Origin of the sequence: Paraburkholderia sp. RL17-337-BIB-A (assembly GCF_046025895.1) — a bacterium.
Classification (GTDB): domain Bacteria; phylum Pseudomonadota; class Gammaproteobacteria; order Burkholderiales; family Burkholderiaceae; genus Paraburkholderia; species Paraburkholderia fungorum_C.
The window spans coordinates 521,119-545,173 of record NZ_JARESY010000001.1 but is presented as its reverse complement, the minus strand read 5'-3'; the positions used below and the strand labels follow the sequence as shown (position 1 = coordinate 545,173).

The 24,055-nt window shown below is 61.7% G+C and carries 25 protein-coding genes and 1 other RNA gene; 10 read left to right on the top strand and 16 right to left on the bottom strand.

From position 1 onward, the window contains the following. Positions 1-3: 3 nt before the first annotated feature. Positions 4-1,569: a bifunctional phosphoribosylaminoimidazolecarboxamide formyltransferase/IMP cyclohydrolase gene (purH, locus tag P0D84_RS02580; RefSeq protein WP_408332182.1), complete on the top strand. Its 1,566-nt coding sequence runs from the start codon at positions 4-6 to the stop codon at positions 1,567-1,569. A 337-nt stretch (positions 1,570-1,906) separates the two neighbouring features. On the opposite strand, the gene P0D84_RS02575 is transcribed toward purH, so the two are convergent. Then, positions 1,907-2,146: a hypothetical protein gene (locus tag P0D84_RS02575; protein WP_408332180.1), complete on the bottom strand. Its 240-nt coding sequence runs from the start codon at positions 2,144-2,146 to the stop codon at positions 1,907-1,909. Positions 2,147-2,279: 133 nt separating this feature from the next. Here P0D84_RS02575 and ruvC point away from each other — a divergent pair, with 133 nt between their 5' ends. The 5 genes from ruvC to P0D84_RS02550 all read left to right on the top strand — a co-directional run bounded on the left by ruvC (position 2,280) and on the right by P0D84_RS02550 (position 6,040). Beyond that, positions 2,280-2,822 carry a crossover junction endodeoxyribonuclease RuvC gene (gene ruvC / locus P0D84_RS02570; protein ID WP_063497310.1) on the top strand — a complete coding sequence of 181 codons (543 nt, stop codon included), beginning with the start codon at positions 2,280-2,282 and terminating at the stop codon, positions 2,820-2,822. 130 nt (positions 2,823-2,952) lie between these two features. Further along, positions 2,953-3,534, top strand: coding sequence for a Holliday junction branch migration protein RuvA (gene ruvA / locus P0D84_RS02565; RefSeq protein ID WP_408332178.1), 582 nt, complete (start codon positions 2,953-2,955; stop codon positions 3,532-3,534). Between the two features lie 198 nt (positions 3,535-3,732). After that, entirely contained in the window at positions 3,733-4,797 is a 1,065-nt protein-coding gene (ruvB, locus tag P0D84_RS02560; protein ID WP_408332176.1) for a Holliday junction branch migration DNA helicase RuvB, read from the top strand. Positions 4,798-4,830: 33 nt separating this feature from the next. Beyond that, a complete protein-coding gene (locus P0D84_RS02555; protein WP_408332174.1) occupies positions 4,831-5,769 on the top strand; it encodes an oxygenase MpaB family protein in 939 nt (312 codons plus the stop codon). 142 nt (positions 5,770-5,911) lie between these two features. Then, on the top strand, positions 5,912-6,040 hold the full coding sequence (locus P0D84_RS02550; protein WP_408332172.1) for a hypothetical protein: 129 nt from the start codon (positions 5,912-5,914) through the stop codon (positions 6,038-6,040). Here P0D84_RS02550 and P0D84_RS02545 read toward each other — a convergent pair. The 3 genes from P0D84_RS02545 to tyrS form a co-directional block, all read right to left on the bottom strand. Further along, on the bottom strand, positions 6,037-6,717 hold the full coding sequence (locus P0D84_RS02545; protein WP_408332170.1) for a histidine phosphatase family protein: 681 nt from the start codon (positions 6,715-6,717) through the stop codon (positions 6,037-6,039). The genes P0D84_RS02550 and P0D84_RS02545 overlap by 4 nt on opposite strands. 111 nt (positions 6,718-6,828) lie before the next feature. Further along, a complete protein-coding gene (gene dtd / locus P0D84_RS02540) occupies positions 6,829-7,287 on the bottom strand; it encodes a D-aminoacyl-tRNA deacylase (RefSeq protein ID WP_408332168.1) in 459 nt (152 codons plus the stop codon). A 52-nt stretch (positions 7,288-7,339) separates the two neighbouring features. Further along, positions 7,340-8,584 (bottom strand): tyrosine--tRNA ligase, encoded by a 1,245-nt coding sequence (tyrS, locus tag P0D84_RS02535; RefSeq protein WP_408332166.1) that lies wholly within the window; start codon positions 8,582-8,584, stop codon positions 7,340-7,342. 257 nt (positions 8,585-8,841) lie between these two features. On the opposite strand from tyrS, the gene P0D84_RS02530 reads away from it, so the two are divergent. Continuing rightward, the gene (locus P0D84_RS02530; protein ID WP_408332164.1) at positions 8,842-9,972 is read left to right on the top strand and encodes an anhydro-N-acetylmuramic acid kinase; all 1,131 of its coding nucleotides are present in this window, start codon (positions 8,842-8,844) and stop codon (positions 9,970-9,972) included. 86 nt (positions 9,973-10,058) lie between these two features. Here P0D84_RS02530 and erpA read toward each other — a convergent pair whose 3' ends face one another. The 3 genes from erpA to rplM form a co-directional block, all read right to left on the bottom strand. Beyond that, a complete protein-coding gene (gene erpA, locus P0D84_RS02525; protein WP_007180424.1) occupies positions 10,059-10,424 on the bottom strand; it encodes an iron-sulfur cluster insertion protein ErpA in 366 nt (121 codons plus the stop codon). 265 nt (positions 10,425-10,689) lie between these two features. Beyond that, positions 10,690-11,082, bottom strand: a complete 393-nt coding sequence (rpsI, locus tag P0D84_RS02520) for a 30S ribosomal protein S9 (RefSeq protein ID WP_007180423.1) — start codon at positions 11,080-11,082, stop codon at positions 10,690-10,692. An 11-nt stretch (positions 11,083-11,093) separates the two neighbouring features. Continuing rightward, on the bottom strand, positions 11,094-11,522 hold the full coding sequence (gene rplM, locus P0D84_RS02515) for a 50S ribosomal protein L13 (protein ID WP_007180422.1): 429 nt from the start codon (positions 11,520-11,522) through the stop codon (positions 11,094-11,096). Positions 11,523-12,205: 683 nt separating this feature from the next. On the opposite strand from rplM, the gene P0D84_RS02510 reads away from it, so the two are divergent. Then, entirely contained in the window at positions 12,206-12,628 is a 423-nt protein-coding gene (locus P0D84_RS02510) for an OsmC family protein (protein ID WP_323046753.1), read from the top strand. A 98-nt stretch (positions 12,629-12,726) separates the two neighbouring features. Here P0D84_RS02510 and rnpB read toward each other — a convergent pair. From rnpB to pyrC, 3 genes are all read right to left on the bottom strand, one after another. Further along, positions 12,727-13,139: RNase P RNA component class A (gene rnpB / locus P0D84_RS02505), an RNA gene on the bottom strand. A 126-nt stretch (positions 13,140-13,265) separates the two neighbouring features. Then, positions 13,266-14,099 (bottom strand): DUF3025 domain-containing protein, encoded by an 834-nt coding sequence (locus P0D84_RS02500; protein ID WP_408332162.1) that lies wholly within the window; start codon positions 14,097-14,099, stop codon positions 13,266-13,268. Positions 14,100-14,110: 11 nt separating this feature from the next. Then, positions 14,111-15,181, bottom strand: a complete 1,071-nt coding sequence (gene pyrC, locus P0D84_RS02495; protein ID WP_408332160.1) for a dihydroorotase — start codon at positions 15,179-15,181, stop codon at positions 14,111-14,113. A gap of 178 nt (positions 15,182-15,359) precedes the next feature. Between pyrC and P0D84_RS02490 the strand changes: the two genes are divergently transcribed. Continuing rightward, positions 15,360-16,292, top strand: a complete 933-nt coding sequence (locus tag P0D84_RS02490) for a class II glutamine amidotransferase (RefSeq protein WP_408332158.1) — start codon at positions 15,360-15,362, stop codon at positions 16,290-16,292. Positions 16,293-16,538: 246 nt separating this feature from the next. Here the strand turns inward: P0D84_RS02490 and P0D84_RS02485 are convergent, their stop codons facing one another. The 6 genes from P0D84_RS02485 to P0D84_RS02460 form a co-directional block, all read right to left on the bottom strand. Next, positions 16,539-17,264: an amino acid ABC transporter ATP-binding protein gene (locus P0D84_RS02485; RefSeq protein ID WP_408332156.1), complete on the bottom strand. Its 726-nt coding sequence runs from the start codon at positions 17,262-17,264 to the stop codon at positions 16,539-16,541. After that, positions 17,261-17,938, bottom strand: coding sequence for a glutamate/aspartate ABC transporter permease GltK (gltK, locus tag P0D84_RS02480; RefSeq protein WP_408332154.1), 678 nt, complete (start codon positions 17,936-17,938; stop codon positions 17,261-17,263). The genes P0D84_RS02485 and gltK overlap by 4 nt, the downstream gene beginning before the upstream one ends. Beyond that, a complete protein-coding gene (locus P0D84_RS02475) occupies positions 17,938-18,678 on the bottom strand; it encodes an amino acid ABC transporter permease (RefSeq protein ID WP_408332152.1) in 741 nt (246 codons plus the stop codon). Before P0D84_RS02475 ends, gltK begins: the two co-directional genes overlap by 1 nt. 82 nt (positions 18,679-18,760) lie before the next feature. Beyond that, positions 18,761-19,654 (bottom strand): glutamate/aspartate ABC transporter substrate-binding protein, encoded by an 894-nt coding sequence (locus P0D84_RS02470; protein WP_408332150.1) that lies wholly within the window; start codon positions 19,652-19,654, stop codon positions 18,761-18,763. A 367-nt stretch (positions 19,655-20,021) separates the two neighbouring features. Further along, a complete protein-coding gene (locus P0D84_RS02465; RefSeq protein WP_408332148.1) occupies positions 20,022-21,335 on the bottom strand; it encodes a Glu/Leu/Phe/Val family dehydrogenase in 1,314 nt (437 codons plus the stop codon). Between the two features lie 137 nt (positions 21,336-21,472). Next, on the bottom strand, positions 21,473-22,435 hold the full coding sequence (locus tag P0D84_RS02460) for a LysR family transcriptional regulator (protein WP_408332146.1): 963 nt from the start codon (positions 22,433-22,435) through the stop codon (positions 21,473-21,475). 126 nt (positions 22,436-22,561) lie between these two features. Here P0D84_RS02460 and purB point away from each other — a divergent pair, with 126 nt between their 5' ends. After that, complete coding sequence (purB, locus tag P0D84_RS02455) at positions 22,562-23,950, top strand: adenylosuccinate lyase (RefSeq protein ID WP_408332144.1); 1,389 nt, start codon at positions 22,562-22,564, stop codon at positions 23,948-23,950. Positions 23,951-24,055: the final 105 nt, after the last annotated feature.

Genomic DNA, 24,055 nt, shown 5'->3' with positions numbered 1-24,055 from the left:
ATCATGATCAAGCAAGCGCTCATCTCCGTTTCCGACAAGTCCGGCATCGTCGACTTCGCCAAGTCGCTGTCGGACCTCGGCGTCAAGATCCTGTCGACCGGCGGCACCGCGAAACTGCTCGCGGACGCGGGTCTCTCCGTCACCGAGGTCGCCGACTACACGGGCTTCCCGGAAATGCTGGACGGGCGCGTGAAAACGCTGCATCCAAAGGTGCACGGCGGCATTCTGGCGCGCCGCGATCTGCCGGAACACATGGCCGCGCTTGAAAAGCACGACATCCCGACGATCGACCTGCTGGTCGTGAATCTGTATCCGTTCGTGCAGACCGTGTCGAAAGAAGAATGCTCGCTGGAAGACGCGATCGAGAATATCGACATCGGCGGCCCGACCATGCTGCGTTCGGCCGCGAAGAATCATCGCGACGTGACCGTGGTGGTCGATCCGGTGGATTACGCGGTCGTGCTCGACGAAATGCGCGCGAACAGCAATGCGGTGTCGTACAAGACCAACTTCCGTCTGGCCACCAAGGTATTCGCGCACACCGCGCAATACGACGGCGCGATCACGAACTACCTGACGAGCCTGACCGACGAACTGCAACATGCGTCGCGCAATGCTTACCCGGCAACGTTCAACCTGGCGTTCAACAAGGTGCAGGACCTGCGCTACGGCGAAAACCCGCATCAGAGCGCCGCGTTCTATCGCGACCTCGTCGTGCCGGCCGGCGCACTGGCGAACTACAACCAGTTGCAAGGCAAGGAACTGTCGTACAACAACATCGCCGATTCCGATGCGGCGTGGGAATGCGTGAAGACGTTCGACGTGCCGGCTTGCGTGATCGTCAAGCACGCGAATCCGTGCGGCGTGGCAGTGGGCGCGGACGCCAACGAAGCGTATGCGAAGGCGTTCCAGACCGACCCGACTTCGGCGTTCGGCGGCATCATCGCGTTCAACCGCGAAGTGGACGAAACCGCGGCGCAAGCGGTCGCCAAGCAGTTTGTCGAAGTACTGATCGCGCCGTCGTTCAGCGCTGAAGCCCGCCAGCTGTTCGCGGCCAAGCAGAACGTGCGTTTGCTGGAAATCGCTTTGGGCGAAGGCCATAACGCGTTCGATCTGAAGCGCGTCGGCGGCGGTTTGCTGGTGCAGTCGCTCGATTCGAAGAACGTGCAGCCGCGCGAATTGCGCGTGGTCACCAAGCGTCATCCGACGCCGAAGGAAATGAACGATCTGCTGTTCGCATGGCGCGTCGCGAAGTATGTGAAATCGAACGCGATCGTGTTCTGCGGCAACGGCATGACGCTCGGCGTTGGCGCGGGTCAGATGAGCCGCGTGGACTCGGCGCGGATTGCGAGCATCAAGGCGCAAAACGCCGGTCTCACGCTGACGGGTTCGGCGGTGGCGTCGGATGCGTTCTTCCCGTTCCGCGACGGTCTGGATGTGGTGGTCGCGGCAGGCGCAACCTGTGTGATCCAACCGGGCGGCTCGATGCGCGACGACGAAGTGGTCAGCGCGGCGGATGAGCACAACATCGCGATGGTGTTGACCGGGGTGCGTCACTTCCGGCATTGATGCGGGCGATTTGGCGAGCGGTGCGTGCTGGTTTGTGATGCAGTGCTTGCCGGACTAAATTGAGCGAGGCGGCTCGGCGGATTTTCCGCCGGGCCGTTGTCTTTTGGGCGGTCTTTCCGATAGGGTCTCTGCGACGGATTCGCCGGGCTGTTTCTGTGGCGCGTTTCTTTGCACCGCCTCTTTGCACCGCCTCTTTGCGCCGCCTCTTTGCGCCGGCTCTTTGCGCCGGCTCTTTGTCCCGGTTCTTTGCCCCGGTTCTGTGGCGCGGTTCTGTGGCGCGGTTCTATGGCCCGTTTCTTTGGCTACGTTCGCTGCCCCGTTCTCAGAGCAATACCACTCAATCGTCCGGGTCCTTTCTCGCGTAACCTTCCTTCACCTCGACATGTTGGCTGATATAGGTGCTCAGCCCCCGCCCTCGCCGCGCGAGTCGCTTGAGCGTGGCGACGTGCTTCGCGCCGACGCTCGCCTTCGTGTACCAATACACGACGCCCGGTCTAAAGCGGACTGCGACGAAGTCCTCGCCGATTTCGTATGCGTCAACGCCTGAGTCGCCGCTGAGATTCCGGTAGTGCTCCATTTGCGATCAACTCCCGTTTCAACGTATGCGGCAGCAGTTTTTATTCCACTGACATCGCCGCACACCGACCGCCGCCCGGTGCGTTCGTTGTAGTATCGCAGGCACCTGGTTTTCACCGCACACGCGGCACCTCATGAGAATTCTCGGCATCGACCCCGGCTTGCGCGTGACTGGCTTTGGCGTAATCGATCAAACCGGACACACGCTCAGCTACGTCGCAAGCGGTGTCATCAAGACCGCCGACGCCGACCTGCCGTCGCGTCTCGGCACCATTTTCGAAGGCATTTCGACGCTGATCCGTCAGCATTCGCCGGATCAGTCGGCGATCGAAAAGGTGTTCGTCAACGTCAACCCGCAATCCACGCTGCTGCTTGGCCAGGCACGCGGCGCGGCGATCTGCGGACTGGTGGCGGGCGGCGTGCCGGTCGCCGAATATACGGCGCTGCAGTTGAAGCAAGCGGTAGTCGGCTACGGCCGCGCGACCAAGGAGCAGATGCAGCAGATGGTGGTGCGTCTGCTCAACCTCTCCGGCGTACCCGGCACCGACGCCGCCGACGCCCTCGGCATGGCGATCTGCCATGCACACGGCGGCACGACGCTCAGTACGCTGGGCGGCATCGCGCCTTCGCTGGCGAAGAAGGGTCTGCGCGTCAGGCGTGGACGGTTGGTGGGGTAGAGGCGCCAAGGCAGCGCCTGGTACGAATCGCCGTTCGGGGACATCGCTCGAAAGTGTCAACCATCGCACACCACGCCCGCGGCGCACTCGCTGCGCTACACTCGCCCTTTCTCTCAAGATTGAATCCGCCATGATCGGTCGCATTGCCGGCGTTCTGCTGGAAAAAAACCCGCCGCATCTGCTCGTCGACTGCAACGGCGTCGGCTACGAAGTCGACGTGCCGATGAGCACGTTCTACAACCTGCCGTCGAACGGCGAACGCGTCGTGCTGCTCACGCAAATGATCGTGCGCGAAGACGCGCATCTGCTGTACGGCTTCGGCACCGCCGAGGAGCGCTCCACCTTCCGCGAATTGCTGAAGATCAGCGGCATCGGCGCACGCATGGCGCTTGCGGTGCTGTCGGGCATGAGTGTGGGCGAACTGGCGCAAACCGTCACGATGCAGGACGCGGCGCGTCTGACGCGCGTGCCCGGCATCGGCAAGAAGACGGCGGAGCGGCTGCTCCTCGAACTGAAAGGCAAGATCGGCGCCGACCTTGGCGCGCTGGCGGGCGCGGCGTCGGCATCCGATCACGCCTCCGATATCCTGAACGCACTGATCGCGTTGGGTTACTCTGAAAAAGAAGCGCTGGCGGCCATCAAGAATGTGCCGGCCGGCACCGGCGTTTCCGAAGGCATCAAGCTCGCGTTGAAGGCGTTGTCGAAGGGTTAAAAGCTGGGGCCATGGCGGCGGCGCCGTGTTGTGCGATAAGTAAGGCTTCGTCAGCGGTGGGGGGCGCAGCGAAGGAAGTCCCATTGGGGCGCCCTGAAGGAAGTCCGCTTGGCGCGCGCCTCGAACGCCCCCTTGGAGCCGCAAACCTTGGCCGTTCGGCCGAGTTTCGCAACGGGGCGCGCGCGGTACAATGACCGCATGATCGAAACCGACAAACTCGCCGCCGAGCGCATCATCGCGGCCACGCCCGTCTCGCCGAACGAAGAAGCGTTCGAACGCGCGTTGCGCCCGCGCCAGCTCGAAGAATATGTCGGGCAGGAAAAAGTGCGCGGTCAGCTGGAAATTTTCATCGAGGCCGCCAAACGCCGTTCCGAGTCGCTCGACCACGTGCTGCTGTTCGGGCCGCCGGGTCTCGGCAAGACCACCCTCGCGCACATCATCGCGCGGGAAATGGGCGTCAATCTGCGGCAAACCTCCGGTCCGGTGCTCGAACGCGCCGGCGACCTCGCCGCGCTGCTCACCAATCTCGAAGCCAACGACGTCTTATTCATCGACGAAATCCACCGGCTCTCGCCGGTCGTCGAAGAAATTCTGTACCCGGCGTTGGAGGACTATCAGATCGACATCATGATTGGCGAGGGGCCGGCAGCGCGCAGCGTCAAGCTGGATCTGCAGCCGTTCACACTGGTCGGCGCAACCACCCGCGCGGGCATGCTGACCAATCCGCTGCGTGATCGCTTCGGTATCGTCGCGCGGCTCGAGTTTTACAACGCCGAAGAGCTTGCCCGTATCGTCACGCGTTCCGCATCGCTGCTGAATGCGCAGATTCATCCGGATGGCGCGTTCGAAATCGCCAAGCGCGCGCGCGGCACGCCGCGGATCGCGAACCGGCTGTTGCGCCGCGTGCGCGATTTCGCCGAGGTAAAAGCGGACGGCAACATCACGGCGCAAGTCGCTGACGCCGCGCTCAAAATGCTCGACGTGGACGCGGTCGGCTTCGACCTGATGGACCGCAAGCTCCTCGAAGCGATCCTCCACAAGTTCGACGGCGGCCCGGTCGGCGTCGACAATCTGGCGGCGGCCATCGGCGAAGAGCGCGACACGATCGAAGACGTGCTCGAACCGTATCTGATCCAGCAAGGCTTCCTGCAGCGCACGCCGCGTGGCCGCGTCGCCACGCTGCTCACGTACCGGCACTTCGGTCTCGCCGCGCCGGACGCATCCAGCCCAATATCCGGCCTGTGGGATGCGGCCGCAACCTGAGCGGGATACCAGTCGCGTGAGATCACTTTAGGGATGTCCGATCAAGCCAAGCAGCCCACTTCACGCGGTGGCCTCGCGCAGTTACTCACGGGCAGGCTCCGCTCGAAACTGGCCGCGGGCGTCACGCACCTGACCACCGGCAGCGGCCCCACACTCGACTACTCGTCGCCGCCGGGAGACCCCGGGCTATTCGGCCCCGAGTCCATGTGCTGGAAAGTCCACGCCGACTTCACGTCGATGATGACGGGCGGCATCAGCGCGCTGCTCCTCCAGGCATTGCACCCGCTGGCGCTCGCCGGCGTATGGGACCATTCGACGTTTCGCACCGATATTCTTGGGCGTCTGCGCCGAACCGCGACTTTCATTGCCGGCACCACGTATGGCAACCGGCACGATGCTTTAGCGCTGATCGAGCGCGTGAAGCACATTCACCTCGGCGTCACGGGTGTTGGACCTGATGGCCGGCCGTATCGTGCAAACGATCCTGCCTTGCTGACATGGGTGCACGTGGCCGAGGTATCGAGTTTCATGACTGCGCACTTGCGGTACGTGAACCCATTGCTGCCCGTTGCAGCGCAGGATCAATACTTCGCGGAAACCGGGCGCATCGCCGAGATGCTCGGCGCGTCGACTATTCCGCGTTCACGCGCCGAGATCGACGCCTATCTGCTCGTCATGCAGTCTGAGCTGGTGGCCAGCGAGCGCACTCAGGAAGTCGTGAAGATTCTCATGAACGCGCCGGCACCCACTGCAGCGATGCGGCCCGCAGGTGCGTTGATGTTGAATGCCGGCGTCGATCTGCTGCCCGATTGGGCGCAAACCATGCTGGGCTTCGAGCGATTCGCCGCTCTTCGCAGGTCGATTACCCGACCCGGCGTGCGGCTGGTCGCGCCGGTGATCCGCTGGGCCCTCGTGAACGGTGTATCGAAGCGGGCACGCCGCCGCGTGGCCGCCGCACGCGGATCGACGTGAGCCACGCGAAATAGCCACTGCGAAATAATTTGCTCAGGAAGAGCTTCCGCGAGCAGCTTCGTCAGATCAAGCGTTGCTGGCGAACATTGCTGCATCGCGATTGGATCGGCGATGCCCGCCGCCCCCGATCTCGAGCCCCCCGGTGCAGGTGCAGGTGCAGGTGCAGGTGCAGGTGCAGGTGCAGGTGCAGGCGCAGGCGCTCACCAAGGGTGTCATGCGCGGGGCAAGCGCCACAAACCAACTCCATGCAAGCGGAATCCGCGCCGCTTAACGCCCCGGTTCTGGCTCTCTCTTCTTGAAACTATCGTCATCGCCCGGCGCATCGAGATGCGACACGTCCGCCCACGAGACGATCGTCGCCATACGGGCGTCAGCGGCAAAATCCACCACGTTGACGCTCGTGTTCAGCAACGCGTAATCGCGCGGCGCATCGAGCGACAAACGCGCCGCAAAACGGCGCACACAATCGAGCACACCGCCGTGCGCGACGACAGCGACCCGTCTGCCCGGATGCGCAGTGACGATCGGCTCGACCGCATGCAGCACGCGGTGGTAAAACGCGCGCTGCGATTCGCCTTCAGGCGGCGCGAAACCGGGATCTCGGGTTTGCCAGTGCGCGTATTCATCGGGGAAACGGACGGCGATTTCGTCGCTGTCATGTCCCTGGAACGCGCCGTATGAGCGCTCGCGCAAACCCTCACTCAGTTGCACAGGCAAACCAAGCGCGTCGGCGATCGGCTGCGCGGTTTGCTGCGCGCGCAGCAGATCGCTTGAATAGATCGCGTCGAGCCGAGCGCCCTCTTTCACCTCATTCGCGATGCGGCTTGCAAGGCTTTGCGCCTGCGCGAGGCCGGTCGTCGCGAGCGGAATGTCGATGTGGCCTTGAATGCGCTTGATGCGGTTCCAGTCGGTTTCGCCGTGGCGGATGAACAGAATCTGCGTGGTCATGGGATGAGCGTGGGCGCCAGTAGCCGGTTATGCCGAGCCGCTATTGTCGCAAAAAGCGGCTGGATGAGTCGATGCGTACCGCCGCAGACACGACGCGGCGGTAGTTGAAATTCAAGGGTTGGTCTGCAGCCAGAACGTGACCGGCCCGTCGTTGACGAGCGACACCTGCATATCGGCGCCGAACTCGCCTGTCTCGACGACCGGATGCTTTGCGCGCGCTGCCGAGACGAAGTAATCGAACAGCCGCTTGCCCTCATCGGGCGGTGCGGCAGGCGTGAAGCTGGGACGCAAGCCGCTGTTGGTGTCGGCGGCCAAGGTGAACTGCGAAACCAGCAGCAAACCGCCTGCGCGCCCCGCACCGTCGAGATTCTGCACGGAGAGATTCATCTTGCCGGCCGCGTCGCTGAAGACGCGGTAGCCGAGCACCTTGGCGAGCAGCCGGTCAGCGGCGCCTTCCGTATCGCCGCGTTCGGCGCACACGAGCGCGAGCAGGCCTGCCTCGATCGCGCCGGTGACGCGGTCGCCCACGCGCACTTGCGCGTGCCGCACGCGCTGGATCAGCGCAATCATCGGCGCGACTCCGAATGCAACGCCTGAGTCAACATCGCGTGGGTGCTGTGCATCAAGCCGTCAGCGTGACACGCGCAAACCGGCGCTTGCCGACCTGCACGACGTACTCGCCGGCTTCGACCTTGAGGCCCTTGTCGGACACCGTCGCGCCATCGATCTTCACGCCGCCCTGCTCGATGTTGCGCAGCGCCTCGCTGGTGGACGGCACGAGGTTGGCCTGCTTGAGCAGCTGGCCGATTGCGAGCGGTGCGCCCGCGAGCGTCACGGACGGGATATCGTCGGGCACGCCGCCCTTCGCGCGATGATTGAAGTCTTCGAGCGCGCGCTCGGCATCGGCTTGCGAGTGGAAGCGCGCGACGATTTCCTGGCCAAGCATCACCTTGAAATCGCGCGGGTTGCGGCCCGCCTCGATCTCTTTCCGGAAACCGGCGATCTCGTCCATCGGACGGAACGACAGCAGTTCGAAGTAACGCCACATCAGCACGTCGGAGATACTCATCAGTTTGCCGAACATGTCTGTCGGCTTTTCGCTGATACCGATGTAGTTGTTCTTCGACTTCGACATCTTCTCGACGCCATCCAGGCCTTCGAGCAGCGGCATGGTCAGGATGCACTGCTGTTCCTGACCGTATTGCTTCTGCAGTTCGCGACCCACCAGCAGGTTGAATTTCTGATCCGTGCCGCCGAGCTCGAGGTCGGCATTGAGCGCGACCGAGTCGTAGCCTTGCATCAGCGGGTACAGGAATTCGTGGATCGAGATCGGCACGCCGCCCTGGAACCGCTTGGTGAAATCTTCGCGCTCGAGAATACGCGCCACGGTGTAACGCGATGCGAGCTTGATCATGCCGTCGGCGCCGAGCGGCATCGACCATTCGCTGTTGTAGCGGATTTCGGTCTTGTCGCGGTCGAGCACGAGCGCGGCCTGCTCGAAGTACGTCTTGGCATTCGATTCGATCTGCTCGCGCGTAAGCGGCGGACGCGTGGCGTTACGGCCCGAGGGATCGCCAATCAGCGACGTGAAGTCACCGATCAGGAAGATCACCGTGTGACCGAGGTCCTGCAACTGGCGCATCTTGTTCAGCACAACCGTGTGGCCGATGTGAATATCAGGCGCGGTCGGATCGAGGCCGAGCTTGATGCGCAGCGGCTTGGCCGTCGCCTGGCTTTTCGCGAGCTTTTGCGCGAATTCGTCTTCGATCAGCAGTTCGTCGACACCGCGTTTGGTGACCGCGAGCGCGTGACGGACTTCGTCGGTGATCGGGAAGGCGGGGCTTGGCTTGGTGGACTCGGTGGTCATGCTGGAAACGTGAAGTCGCGAAAAAAGGAGATTGTCCCATAGATGCGCGCCGCCGCGCCCATAGACGCATGCTCGCGCGAGCTTAAGTGACTTCAAGTGGTCACGAGTGCCCGCAAGGGGCCGCAAACGGCTTATCTGGCGTGGGATTTCCACGCTCGGGGTCGCGCCGCTAGCATGGCGATGCTTCAAATTCGGCCGCGCTTGCGCCGATAATCTGCTACAACGAATCGCAACGAACCCTCGAGAGGAGCAGCAACGTGGCGCAAGACCCAGCAGACGGCGTCTACTTTGGACTGATGTCCGGCACAAGCATGGACGGCGTGGACGGTGTGGCCGTCAGATTCGCCGAAGGCAAACCGCCGCAGGTGCTGGCCGAGGCGTTTGTCGGCTTCGCAGCGGGCTTGCGCGAGGCGTTGTTCGCGCTGCAACAACCGGGTGACAACGAGATCGAACGCGAAGCTCTGGCTGCCAATGCACTCGCCACGCGCTACACAGTGTGCTGCCACGAATTGCTGCAGGCCAGCCGCGTGCCGGCGTCGGAAGTGCGTGCAATCGGCGTCCACGGTCAGACGGTGCGGCATCGGCCGGAAAGGGGTTACACGCGGCAGATCAATAACCCGGCGCTGCTCGCGGAAATGATGCACATCGACGTAATCGCGGATTTTCGTAGCCGCGATGTCGCAGCCGGCGGCCAAGGCGCGCCGCTTGTGCCGGCGTTTCACGCCACCGTATTCGGTGCGAAAGACGAGACGCGGGTGGTCTGCAATCTGGGCGGCATCAGCAATATCACGATCCTGAACGCGACCGGCAGCGTGCGCGGCTTCGACTGCGGGCCGGCGAACGCGCTGCTCGACGAGTGGGCGCAGCGCCATCTCGGCAAGCCTTTTGACGAAAACGGCCACTTCGCGGCCGGCGGCCAGGTGGATCGGCCGCTGCTGAACGCCTTGCTCGACGAGCCCTTCTTCTCGCAACAGCCACCGAAAAGCACGGGCCGCGACCTGTTCAACGCCGAATGGCTCGATGCGAAACTCCAGCCGTTTGCCGCGGTTGCCCCCGCGGACGTTCAAGCGACGCTGGTCGCGCTGACCGCAGTGACGGTGGCGCGTGAGATCGAACGGCATGCGTCGGATGCCAAGGCGGTTTATGTGTGCGGCGGGGGCGCGCGCAATCCGGAGATTCTGAAAGCGCTGCAACAGGCACTGGAGGACAGCGGCGTCAGTGGCGTGCCCGTGATGACAACCGACGCGCTCGGCGTACCGCCGAGCCAGGTTGAACCGCTGGCGTTCGCATGGCTGGCAATGCGCTGCATCGCGCGGTTGCCGGGCAATTTGCCGGCAGTCACCGGCGCCGCTGCCGAACGCGTGCTGGGGGCGATCTACCCGCGCTAATCGAAGAGCCCAGGTTTAGCTCAGGCAATAAAAAACGGGGCCGAAGCCCCGCTTTCTTTACAGCCTATCACCGGAACGGTTTGCCATCAAACCGAGAACGACGAGCCGCAACCACACGTGGTGGTCGCGTTCGGATTCTTGATAACGAACTGCGCGCCGTTGATGTCGTCTTTATAGTCGATCTCAGCGCCGACCAGATACTGGTAGCTCATGGAATCGATCAGCAGCTGGACGCCGCTCTTGTTCATGACGGTGTCGTCTTCGTTGACGGCTTCGTCGAACGTGAAACCGTATTGAAAGCCCGAGCAGCCGCCGCCCTGCACGAAAACGCGCAGTTTGAGGTCCGCATTGCCTTCCTCTTCGATCAGTTGCTTGACCTTGTCAGCCGCTGCGTCGGTAAAAACGAAGGGGGCGGGCATCTCGGTCACGGGTGTGTCGGTGACTGCGTTCATTCGAACTCTCCAAAAAGCTTCTAACCGCTATTGTAGGGCTGATCTCGATATCGTGCCGAAGCCCACAAAATCAATGGGTTCTTAGGGAAATTCAGTGGACAGCCCTCATGCCGCCGCCAGCTTGCCTGAGCGGATCAAATCGCCCCTCGGCAATAAAGCCGTTAGCGCGACGCCAAGCTGAAAACCCATAAAAAAAGCCGCCTTCGCGAAAGCGTTGGCGGCTTTTGCAGCATTCCGGCCCGAAGCCGGATCGCACACGAAACGATTAACGCTTCGAGAATTGCTTCCTGCGACGTGCCTTGTGGAAACCGACCTTCTTACGTTCGACTTCACGCGCATCACGCGTCACGAAGCCAGCCTTCGACAGTTCCGGCTTCAGCGTTGCGTCATAGTCCATCAGCGCGCGGGTGATGCCGTGGCGAACCGCACCGGCTTGACCCGTTTCACCGCCACCGTTCACGTTGACTTTGATGTCGAACGTGACGCCGTGGTTAGTGAGTTCCAGCGGCTGACGCACGATCATCAGCGATGTTTCACGCGAGAAGTAATCGGCGATAGGCTTGCCGTTTACAATGATCTCGCCCTTGCCAGCCTTGATGAAGACGCGTGCGACGGCGCTCTTGCGGCGGCCCGTGCCGTAATTCCAGTTACCGATCATGTGGGCTCCCCTTAGATCTCGAGCGCTTTCGGCTGTTGTGCCGAATGCGGATGCGTTGCTTCAGCGTAGACCTTCAGCTTCTTGATCATCGCGTAGCCGAGCGGGCCCTTCGGCAGCATGCCCTTGACCGCTTTCTCGAGCGCACGGCCCGGGAAGCGTTCTTGCATCTTGCCGAACGTCGTTTCATAGATACCGCCCGGGTAACCCGAGTGACGGTAGTACTTCTTGTCAGTAGCCTTGTTGCCCGTGACGCGCAGCTTACCGGCGTTGATAACGATGATGAAATCACCGGTGTCGACGTGCGGAGTGAATTCAGGCTTGTGCTTGCCGCGAAGACGGTGTGCCACTTCGCTGGCGACACGCCCGAGAACCTTATCCGTCGCGTCAATCACGTACCATTCACGCGTAACCTCATGGGCTTTTGCGGAAAACGTCTTCATGATCGATCCAAAAAAATTGCTGCGCCCAATGTATTTTTTCCTGCTTGTAGTGTGCGCATCGAGGCGCGTGCAGGCTCTCCCTGGTTCTTCCTCCGCGGGCGCGGATGCGGAAAAGCCCTGAATTATAAAGGAATTTGTCACGCCGAGTCAAAACTTGCGGCGCGTGCGATGAGAAATCGTTCGATTTCGCGACCGGCCACGGTCATCTGCCCCTCTAGTGAGCCCGAAAACGACATAGGCGAGGGCCAAACCGCAGGCGAAAAAAAACCCGAACAAGCGGTTCGGGTTTAATCCACCAAAGGAGGAGGTGGAGGAGACAGCGGAGGTTGCAGAACTGCTGCAACCGATGGAATCGATTATATGAGGTGGCCTTGTGCGACGCAAGAACATTTGCATTACGAAATCATCTTTCATAATGCGGCAATCGTCCGCGCACATCAAAAAACGATGAATTCTCTTTAAAATCAAAAGCCAAGAACGCTTCAAAGGGCTGCCAAAGCAGGCATCGGCTAGAGTAAAACCCCTAAACCCGTCAGGGCATTCCCGAATCGGCGAAACATGCCGCACCGCAACACGCAAGCAGACAGCGCGCATAAGTTCCAGCGAAAAGTCACTCCGGGCGGACACGCAAACGGCGGGCTACAATGCCGTTTCGATATAAGCGCAGCGCGGTGGAGCACAACATGGAATGCAAAGTTAGCTGGATGGGGCAAGACGGAATGGCATTTGCGGCCGAGACCGGCAGCGGCCATCTGGTCACGATGGACGGCGCGCCGGAAGGCGGCGGCCGCAATCTTTCGCCGCGTCCAATGGAAATGGTTCTGCTCGGCACGGGCGGCTGCACCGCCTACGACGTCGTGATGATCCTGAAGAAAAGCCGCCAGGAAATCGCCGGCTGCTCAGTCACGCTGAAGGCCGAGCGCGCCAGCGAAGATCCGAAAGTGTTCACCAAAATCCACTTCCATTTCACCGTGACGGGCAAGAATCTGAATCCGGCTACCGTGGAACGCGCGATCAATCTGTCGCATGACAAATACTGCTCGGCGTCGATCATGATCGCGAAGACCGCTGAGCTCACGCACTCGTTCGACATCGTCGCGGCTTGAGTACGGTGCTTCGGCGCAAGTCGCCGCGCATTTAAGCAAACCAGAGCGGCAAAATAAAAATGCCGGCGTCCACAAGGACGCCGGCATTTTTTGTTGGGTGGCAAAGCAGGCCGATAAGCCGGATTCTGTGCACGCACCACGTCCGAAAACGCGCGCGCGTAGCAGTCATTCCTCTAGGCGCGCCATTACTGACGCGCTCAAGCTTCCTACCCGCAGACGTGACGGGGGCCCCGTCCTGCATCTCGAAGATGCTAGCCTGCCTACTTGGAATTGCTCCGGGTGGAGGTTACCGTGCCGGTCTGCCTTGCAGCAGCCGCGGTGCGCTCTTACCGCACCGTTTCACCCTTACCTGATCCCGACTTGCGCCGGGCCATCGGCGGTTTGCTTTCTGTTGCCCTATTCCGCGTGTCACCACGGATGGCCGTTAGCCATCACCCTGCCCTATGGAGTCCGGACTTTCCTCGCCCTCTTTGGCCGAAACCGCGGAGGCCGCGACTGCCTGGCCTGCTTTGCTGGGGCGCATTTTAACATCTGCAAGGATGGAAGCCGCGTCGGCGAGAGAAATAGCCGGATGGCGGCCAGCCCGACGCGAGCAATTCGGATCGCCGCGCCGCGCTGCGACGTGAGCCGACAAACCCTAGCGTGTGCGGCGGCCTGCTCGAAACACCGAGGCATCCTCGTAAAACGCCGGCACTTCGTTCTCAGGCCACCATCCTGGAATGCCCAGCACGGGGAGCGGCGCGAACATACGGCTCGTCAATGCCTTCGTGCCCAGCAGCGCCGCGCTCACCGCCTCGTCGAGCCAGGCGTCGCGCGCCGCGGCGTCCCAGCCGAAGTATCCGGATGGCACGTCGACAATCCACGCGTGGCCTGTGCACGCCTTGAACGGCGTGACCAGCTTTTCCAGCAGCGCATGACCAAAGCAGCGCACTTCGCAGCGCGTCCCCCAGGCGTCACGATGAGCAACCAGCAACGTCTGCCAGTCGAATCCGCGCAACGCGGCGCTCAACGCCGGATCGGCACAGGCGAACAGCAACGCGTTTTCGTCGAACAAGGTCAACGTGTCACGCACGCCGCCGCGAGTCGGGCCGACACCTGACACGTCGATCGCCGCCGACTGTCGCGCATTCAGCGCCGCCTTGATACGGGGAAACGCAAACCACATCGACCCATTGAAGAAGTCGTGCAGGTTATGGCGGGTCGGCACGCAGCCCGTCGACGCGATGTGCGCCTCATAAGCCGCGCCCGGCGGCAGATCGTCTTGCGCAATGAACGTGAGGCGCTGACCGCGCCCCGTGACCTGCCGCATCTCGCCGGTATCGGCATTCATTTCGGCGAGCAAGGCCGCGTAGCTCGTCAGCGCGCGCTGCTGCCAGCGCTCGCCGCGCGCCGCGAACTGCGCGAACCACGGCTTCGACCAGTCAATCGCGGCGAAACCGAAGTCCACGCGCGTCGCCTCTTGCACCTGCATCTAACGCAGCCTCAGACGAGGCGCCACCCAATCGACTCACCGCCACGCAGCGGCACAACAGGCGTGTCGCCGACCGGCAATTCAGCCGGCAGCGTCCATTCTTCGCGACGCAGCGTGACCTTCTCCGCGCTGCGCGGCAGACCATAGAAGTCCGCACCGAAGAAGCTGGCGAAGCCCTCGAGCTTGTCCAGCGCGCCGGCTTTGTCGAATGCTTCCGTATAGAGTTCGAGCGCATGCAGCGCCGTGTAGCAACCCGCACAGCCGCACGCGTGCTCCTTCAAACCCTTCGGATGCGGCGCGCTATCGGTGCCGAGAAAGAAGCGCGGATTGCCCGAAGTCGCCGCCTCGACCAGCGCCACGCGATGCGTCTCTCGCTTCAACACCGGCAGGCAGTAGTAATGCGGGCGAATCCCGCCCTGGAAGATCGCGTTGCGGTTGTACAGCAAATGGTGCGCGGTAATCGTCGCACCCAGCAGCCCCGGCGCCACACCAGCTTCGCGGATATAGTCGACGGCATCTTTCGTGGTGATGTGCTCGAACACCACCTTCAGCGCCGGAAACGCGCGGCGCAGCGGCGTCATCACGCGGTCGATGAACACTTTCTCGCGATCGAACAGGTCGATCGACGAATCCGTCACTTCGCCGTGTACCAACAACGGCATGCCGGTTTCCTGCATCACTTCGAGCGTTCTGGCGCACTTCATGATGTCGGTGACGCCTGCGTCCGAGTTCGTGGTCGCACCCGCCGGGTACAGCTTCAAGCCATGCACGAAGCCGCTTTCGCGCGCGCGGCGGATTTCGTCGGGTGGCGTGTTGTCGGTCAGGTACAGCGTCATCAGCGGTTCGAACTTCGCGCCGGCCGGGATCGCGGCGACGATGCGCTCGCGGTACGCCTCGGCCATCGCGGTCGTGGTGACCGGCGGCTTCAGGTTAGGCATGATGATCGCGCGGCCGAACTGGCGGGCGGTATCCGGCAACACGGCAGCGAGCATCTCGCCGTCGCGAACGTGCAGGTGCCAGTCGTCCGGACGGGCGAGCGTAACAGTGTCGATGGAATCGGGAGAAGCGTTGGAAGCGGTCATGGCGAGAGGGGAACGAGATTCTGCGGGAAAAGGCCGATCGGCGCGGGCACGCGACGGCAATTCGTACCGTTGCGGCCTGAACACACGTCAATTTTGCTATTTGGCGCTTCTGGCTCGGTGATATGCTTGGAAAATCATCATTGTAACGGCTCGCCCCGTTCCCAGGCTTACCCGCCACATGTGCCAACTTCTTGGAATGAACTGCGCCGCGCCGACGGACGTCACGTTCTCGTTCACCGGCTTTGCGGCGCGCGGCGGCGTCACCGATCACCACGCCGACGGCTGGGGCATCGCCTTCTTCGAAGACAAAGCGTGCCGCCTGTTCATCGATCATCAGTCATCGGCTACCTCGCCGATCGCCGAGATGGTGAAGCGCTACCCGATTAAATCGAAGAACACGATCGCGCATATTCGCAAGGCGACGCAAGGGCACATCCTGCTCGAGAACTGCCACCCGTTCATGCGCGAACTCTGGGGACGCCACTGGATCTTCGCGCACAACGGCGACCTGAAGGATTATTCGCCGGCGCTCAACGGCGTGTATCAGCCAGTCGGCACGACCGATAGCGAGCTCGCGTTCTGCGCGCTGCTGCAAGGTTTGCGCAAGGCTTTTCCGGGTTGCCAGCCGCCGCTGGAAGAACTGTTCGAGGCACTCGAAACGCTCACGCGCGAGATCACGCGATTCGGCGTGTTCAATTTCCTGATGTCGAACGGCCAGGCGCTGTTCGCCCATTGCTCAACGCATCTGCACTACATCGTGCGACGCTGGCCCTTCTCGACCGCTCATCTGGTCGATGCGGACGTGTCGATCGATTTCGCCAAATACACGACGCCGGAAGATCGCGTCGCAGTCATCGCGACCAAGCCGCTCACCGATAACGAAGTGTGGACCGCCTTCCAGCCAGGCGACCTGATGATGTTCCAGCATGGCGAAGTGATCGGCCGCGTCAACGTGCCGGTGCCGTTTTCGGTGCTGGAGAAGCTGCGCAATCCGGCGCTGGACGCATCGGCTTCGGCAACCACGATTGCGGCTTCGGTCGGCGCGGTGGCCACGGCCGACCTCGGGGTCGACCTCGAAGCCGCGGACGACACCGCCGCTTTCGAATCCTGATCCGGCGCGTGCGCTCGGTAATGCCGGAACGCTGACCTTACCGCGGCGTTCGCAAACGCAAGAGCCGTTAGCCCGTCCGGATTTACGTTCGGCCGAACGGTCAGCCCGCGCCTCGTTCGCGAAGAACATCAGAAGGTCAACTTCAGAAGCTCAACTTCAGAAAACCAAAAAAGCCGCTTCATCCCATGAAGCGGCTTTTTTTCTACAAGGGCCACGCCACATGAGCAGCGTGCCCCGACAAAACCCTCAGTGCAGGATCTTCGCCAGAAAATCCTTCGCACGATCCGACTTCGGATTCGCGAAGAAGTCTTCCTTGCGATCGTCTTCCACGATCAAACCCTTGTCCATGAAGATCACGCGGTGTGCGACCTTCTTGGCAAAGCCCATTTCGTGCGTGACGCACATCATGGTCATGCCTTCCTGCGCGAGTTCGACCATCACGTCGAGCACTTCGTTGATCATTTCCGGATCGAGCGCGGAGGTCGGCTCGTCGAATAGCATCGCAATCGGGTCCATCGACAACGCGCGCGCAATCGCCACACGCTGCTGCTGACCGCCCGACAACTGCCCCGGGAATTTATCCGCATGCGCCCGCAGACCGACGCGATCGAGCAGCTTGTAGCCCTTGGTCGTGGCTTCGTCCTTCGAGCGGCCAAGCACCTTGAGCTGCGCGAGTGTCAGGTTCTGCACGATCGACAGATGCGGGAACAGTTCGAAGTGCTGGAACACCATGCCGACCTTTGCACGCAACTTCGACAAGTTGGTCTTCTTGTCGGTCAGCGATTGGCCGTTGATGACGATCTCGCCCTTCTGGAACGGCTCGAGACCGTTGACGGTCTTGATCAGTGTGGACTTGCCCGAGCCCGACGGCCCGCACACCACAACCACTTCACCTTTTTTGACTTCCGTCGTGCAGTCGGTCAGTACTTGAAACTGGCCGTACCACTTCGAAACATTCTTGATAGAGATCATCTTGCGACCTTTTTCTGAAGACCTTTGACGAGGCTCGACGCGATCACGCAGATCACGAAATAACACGCGCCCGCGAACAGTACCATTTCGACATTCGTACCGTCACGGTCGCCAATATTCGTGGCGGTGCGGAAGAAGTCGGCGAGGCTGATCACGTAGACGAGCGACGTATCCTGAAACAGCACGATACCTTGCGTAAGCAGCAGCGGCACCATCGCGCGGAACGCCTGCGGCAATACGATGAGGCGCATGGCCTGCGGATAGCTCATGCCGAGCGCAAACGCGGCATTGACCTGCCCGCGCGGCACCGACTGAATACCGGCGCGGATGATTTCCGAATAGTACGCGGCCTCGAACAGCGAGAAAGCGACCATCGCCGAAGCGAGGCGAATGTCGATATCCGGCGACAAGCCCAGCACGTTCTGCAGCACCTGCGGCACGATCAGGAAAAACCACAGCAGCACCATCACCAGCGGGATCGAGCGGAACACCGTGACGTAGCCCTTCGCGAACCATTCGAACGGCTTGAATGGCGAGAGCCGCATCATCGCGAGAATCGTGCCCCAGATGATGCCGATCACGATCGCGATCAACGTGATCTTGATGGTGACGATAGCGCCGGTCCACAGCGTAGGCAGTGCGCCCGGAATACCGCTCCAGTCGAAATGATGCATCACTTACCTCCGATATAGCCGGGCAACCGGGTCCTGGCTTCGACCCAGCGCATCAGTTGCATCACGACCAGATTGATCAGCACATACGCCAGCGTGACCGCGATGAACGACTCATACGTCTGCGACGTGTAGTCGACCAGTTGGCGCGCCTGGGCCGACAGATCCAGCAGACCGATGGTCGAAGCAACCGCCGAGTTCTTGAAGATGTTCAGAAACTCGGACGTGAGCGGCGGCACGATAATCCGGTACGCAACCGGCAGCAGCACGTAGCGATACGTCTGCCATTGCGTGAAGCCCATTGCCAGACCCGCGGCGCGCTGGCCACGCGGCAACGCGTTGATACCCGAGCGCACCTGCTCGCACACGCGCGCGGCAGTGAACAACCCGAGACAGATGATCGACGACGAGAAGAACTGCGCACCCGGTGGCAGTTGCTTGTACCAGCTACCGATCGACACAGGCAGCAACTCCGGTATCACCAGATACCAGATGAAGAACTGCACGATCAGCGGGATGTTGCGGAAGATCGCAACATAGAGCGTGCCGATACCCGACGCCCATTTGTTCGGCACCGTGCGCAGCACACCGAAAAACGAACCGACGATCAGCGCGATCACCCATGCCGACAGCGACACGGTAATCGTCACCCAGAAGCCGGACATCAGCCAGCCCAGATAGGTGGTCGGCTCGCCGGTGGAGACCGGACTCAGCAAAATGCCCCAGTTCCAGTGATATGACATGACCAAGACTCCAGCAAAAAGAAACGGAAGAAGCGTGCAGCCCCTTCCGTTTCGTTCAGCGTTTCAAAAAAACAGCTACGGTTTAGTCGATTGCCTTGTCATTCGGGCTCTTGTAGAGCGCCTTGATGTCGTCGCTTTCCGGGAAGTTCAGGTTCAGGCCCTTCGGCGGAATCGGCGATTCGAACCACTTCTTGTAGATCTGATCGGCTTCGCCCGAGGTTTCGACCTTCGCGATCGCGTCGTCGACGACCTTCTTGAACTCCGGATCGTTCTTGCGAATCATGCAGCCGTACGCTTCATGCGATTGCGGCGTGCCGACAATCACGAAATCGCCCGGGTTGTTCGACTTGGCGCGCTCGCCCGCTAGCAGGGCGTCGTCCATCATGAACGCGGCAGCACGGCCGGTGGAGAGCGTCAGGAACGACTCGCCATGGTCCTTCGCGCTGATGATGTTCATGCCCATGCTCTTGTCCTGGTTCATCTTGCGAAGCAGGCGCTCGGAGGTGGTGCCGGCCGTCGTGACGACGGTCTTGCCCTTCAGGTCCGGGAAGTCCTTGATGCCCGAGTCTTTCTTGGTCATCAGACGCGTGCCGATCACGAAGATCGTGTTCGAGAACGAAGCCTGTTGCTGGCGCTCGGCGTTATTCGTGGTGGAGCCGCATTCCATGTCGACGGTGCCGTTTTGCACCAGCGGAATACGGTTTTGCGACGTGACAGGCGTGAGTTTGACCTTCAGGTTAGGCATGTTCAGCTTCGCCTTGACCGCTTCCACCACCTTCAGCGCGAATTCCTGCGAATAGCCGATGACATTCTGCTTGTCGTCGTAATACGAAAACGGGATCGACGATTCGCGATGACCCAGCGAAATGACGCCCGTGTCCTTGATCTTTTTCAGCGTCCCAGCGTCTTGCGCCTGCGCGCCAACCGTAAACAGTCCGAGAGTCGCGAGCAGCAACGCAGCTTTTTTAACCTTCATGTGTGATCTCCTTGGCAAGAACCGGCGCCAGTTTAGCAAAGTAATTATTCTGAAAGTATTGCTATAAACCATGTCTGTTGCGTGTTTCCCAATCCTCCAACCCCTCAATCTCTCAATTCCTCAAGGGGACTTCCTTCGGGGCGGACGACTTTCCCCGGAGCGCGCGCCACTATGGGATTACGGCGCCTTAGCCATGGATCCAAAAGCCGCGCGCCCGGTGGAAGTCCCTTTGGGGCAGACACGTAAAGGCGGGCGGCATCGATACGATGCCGCCCGCCGGGTCAAACACGCGGTCTTGTGAACCGCGTTGAAGCAAGCATTGGCAGCGGTCCGCAAGTTGGCGGATCCGCCGTTTCAGACCAGAGAATCAGGGATACAGGCCACGCAATTGGCGCGCTTCGAGAATCCGCTTACATGCGACGATAAACGCCGCAGTCCGCACGGACACTTTCTGTTCGCTCGACACTTGCCACACTGCGGCAAATGCTTCACGCATCACGCGTTCGAGACGCTGGTTGATTTCGTCTTCGGTCCAGAAGAAGCTCGAGAAGTCCTGCACCCACTCGAAGTACGACACGGTCACGCCGCCGGCATTCGCCACCACGTCCGGAATCACGAGGATGCCGCGGTCGTGCAGAATGTCGTCCGCTGCCGTGGTGGTCGGGCCGTTGGCGCCTTCCACGACGATCTTCGTCTTGATCTTTCCCGCGTTCTTTTCGGTGATCTGGTTTTCCAGAGCAGCCGGAATCAGAATGTCGGATTCGACGGTCCAGAATTCCTCGTTCGTCACCGCGTCGGCTTCCGGGAAACCGCCCACGCCGCCCGTCTTCGCGACGTGCTCGAGCAGTGCGCCCGCATCGATACCGGTCGATTTGTACAGCGAACCGGTGTGATCCTGCACCGCGACCACCTTCGCGCCCGCTTCCTGGAACAGACGCGCAGCAATACCACCCACGTTACCGAAGCCCTGCACAGCGATCCGCGCGCCCTGGATGTCGAAGCCGATGCGGCGTGCCGCTTCGCTACCGACCACGAACACGCCACGGCCGGTCGCTTCACGGCGGCCCAGCGAACCACCGAGCGTGATCGGCTTGCCGGTCACGACGCCCGTGGCCGTTTGGCCCTGGTTCATCGAATACGTGTCCATCATCCACGCCATGATCTGCTCGTTCGTGTTCACGTCCGGCGCGGGGATGTCGGTGTTCGGTCCAATGATGATGCCGATTTCGCTCGTGTAGCGGCGCGTCATGCGCTCCAGCTCGCCCCGCGACAAGGTGCGCGGATCGACACGAATCCCGCCCTTCGCGCCGCCGTACGGCACGTTCACAGCCGCGTTCTTCACCGACATCCACGCCGACAGCGCCATCACTTCCGACAGCGTCACGTCCTGGTGATAACGCACGCCGCCCTTACCCGGACCACGCGACACGTTGTGCTGCACGCGATAGCCTTCGAAGTGCGCAACCGTGCCGTTATCGAGTTCGATAGGCACGTCGACGATCAGAATGCGCTTCGGGCGCTTCAGGGTTTCGAGCCAGCGGGACAGCGAGCCGAGGTACGGCGCGACGCGGTCGACCTGACGCAGGTAGTTGCCCCACGGGCCGAGGTCTTCGCTATTGAGGTAGGAGGGAACGGACTGCAACGATGATGCGGATTGTGCGACTTGCTGCTGGGAAGACATGAACGCTCCGGCGTTGATCGAATAGCGCCATTGTCGAAAAACGCGGTTTTGAAATCCAATGCCGTTTCCTTATCCGATTATGTTTTTTTTGCATAACCGTCAGGAACTTGCAAACTCACGTCGCAGGCAAGCAGGTTTCAGGCAGCGCCCGCGCCTTGCGCCAACTCCTCCGACACTACGTCCCACAACTGCCGCACGAGTATCTGCCGCGCATCGTCGCTCTTCGCCGCGAGCTTGTCGCGATACAGGCGGATCTCCATCGTCAAGGTGAGCTGTCCTTCGGGCGTGCCGCGCGTGGCGCGGTCGAGGCGGATCAGCTTGCCGTCGGCGACCGCGTCTTCCACCGCGCTATGCGGCAGGAATGCGATGCCATGGCCGGCCAGCGCCATCGCCTTGAGCCCCTCGGCCATGTCGGTTTCGTACAGCCGGTCGAGGTACAGGCGCTCCGGCGCGTTGGTCAGGATTACTTCGGTCATGCGGCCCAGGTAGGCATTCGGCGTGTACGTCAGATACGGCGCCGGCGCGTCGGCACTGCCGGGCAGCGTGTGGCGCGGCCTGCCGGCCCGCGCCGGCGCCGAGAACGGACTGATCGGCTCGTTGCCGAGCGTGAGCATGTCGTAGCGCGCCGGATCGAGCGCGACGGGGTGGCTCGGATGGTGATAGCCCATCATCAGATCGCAGCCGCCTTCCACCAGCGCCAAAGCCGCGTCGTGCACGTTCAACGCCCGCAGCCGGGTATGGATCGGGCCCATCTGAGCCTCGATGCGTTGCAGCCAGCGTGGAAAATACGTGAGCGACAGCGTATGCGGCACCGCGAACTCGATGGTCGCCTGCGGCGTCGCCGTGTGCCCGCGCAGTAGCGCGCGCGCCTCGTGGAACTGCGACAGCATCGCGAGCGCCTGTTCGTAGAACACCTGGCCTGCCGCCGTCAGCCGCGTCGGGTAAACCGAACGATCGATCAGTTCCGTGCCGAGCCACGCTTCCAGTGCCTGAATCCGCCGCGAAAACGCCGGTTGCGTGACGTGACGCGATTCGGCCGAGCGGCTGAAACTACGCGTTTCCGCGAGCGAAACGAAGTCTTCGAGCCATTTCAGTTCCATGCGAAAGCCTGCTGCCGGCGGGAGGGAAGGAGTCAGCATTCTAGCGGCGCGGCTGGGGCGCGGGCTTTGAGTGGTAAAATTCGCGATTCCCTCCGTTCCCGATCTGCGCCCCAAGCCGCCCCCACCATGTCCGACACCCGCCCCGACACCCTGTTCGCGCTGAACGCGCTCTCCCCGCTCGACGGCCGCTACGCCTCGAAAACCGAAGCCCTGCGCGACTGGCTCTCGGAAGCCGCTTTCATGCGCAATCGCGTGACGGTTGAAATCCACTGGCTGATCGCGCTCTCGCACGCCGGTTTTGCCGAAGTGCCGCGCTTTTCCGAAGCGTCCGAACAATTCCTGCTGCAACTGGCCGAGCGCTTCACCGCGCACGACGCCGCGCGCATCAAGGACATCGAACGCGTCACGAATCATGACGTGAAAGCGGTCGAGTACTGGCTGAAGGAATCGGTGAAGGGTCAGGAAGAACTGGAACGCGCGAGCGAGTTCATCCACTTCGCCTGCACGTCGGAAGATATCAACAATACGTCGCACGGTTTGATGCTGGCCGGTGCACGCGAGCACGTGATTCTGCCGGCGCTGCGTTCGGTGCATCAACGCCTCGTGGCGCTGGCTCACGCGCAAGCCGAACAGCCGATGCTGTCGCGCACGCACGGCCAGCCGGCCAGCCCGACCACGCTCGGCAAGGAAATCGCCAACGTCGCCGCGCGCCTGGAACGCGCGATTGACCGCATCGCGAAGGTCGAACTGCTGGGCAAGATGAACGGCGCGGTCGGTAACTTCAATGCGCATCTGTCCGCGTATCCGGAATTCGACTGGGAGGCGTTCTCGCGCGAAGTGGTCGAACAACGGCTGAAGCTCACGTTCAATCCGTACACGATCCAGATCGAACCGCACGATTACATGGCCGAACTGTTCGACGCCGTGTCACGCGCCAACACGATCCTGCTGGATCTGGACCGCGACGTATGGGGCTACATCTCGGTCGGTTACTTCAAGCAACGCACGAAGGCCGGCGAAATCGGCTCGTCGACGATGCCGCACAAGGTCAACCCGATCGACTTCGAAAACTCGGAAGGCAATCTCGGTCTGGCCAACGCCACGCTGCGGCACCTCGCCGACAAGTTGCCGATTTCGCGCTGGCAGCGCGACCTCACCGACTCGACGGTGCTGCGCAATATTGGCGTCGCGTTCGGCTACTCGCTGCTCGCATACGACTCGCTGATCCGCGGTCTGGACAAGCTCGAAGTGAATGCGCAGCGTCTGAACGAAGATCTGGATAACTGCTGGGAAGTGCTGGCCGAGCCGGTGCAAACGGTGATGCGCCGTTACGGCATCGAGAATCCGTACGAGCAATTGAAGGAACTGACGCGCGGCAAGGGCATCACGCGTGAAGCGCTGCAAACGTTCGTGAGCGGCCTCGCGATTCCGCAAGATGCGAAGGATCGTTTGCTTGCCATGACGCCGCATTCGTATATCGGCAAGGCGGTGGAATTGGCCAAGCGGATCGCTTAATCGCTTGATCGCTTAATCGCTCAAAGCTCGCTGCTTGTCTTGCTGGCTTCAGCCATAAAAATAGGCGCTCCTCGGAGCGCCTATTTTTTTATCCCGCACGCGTGA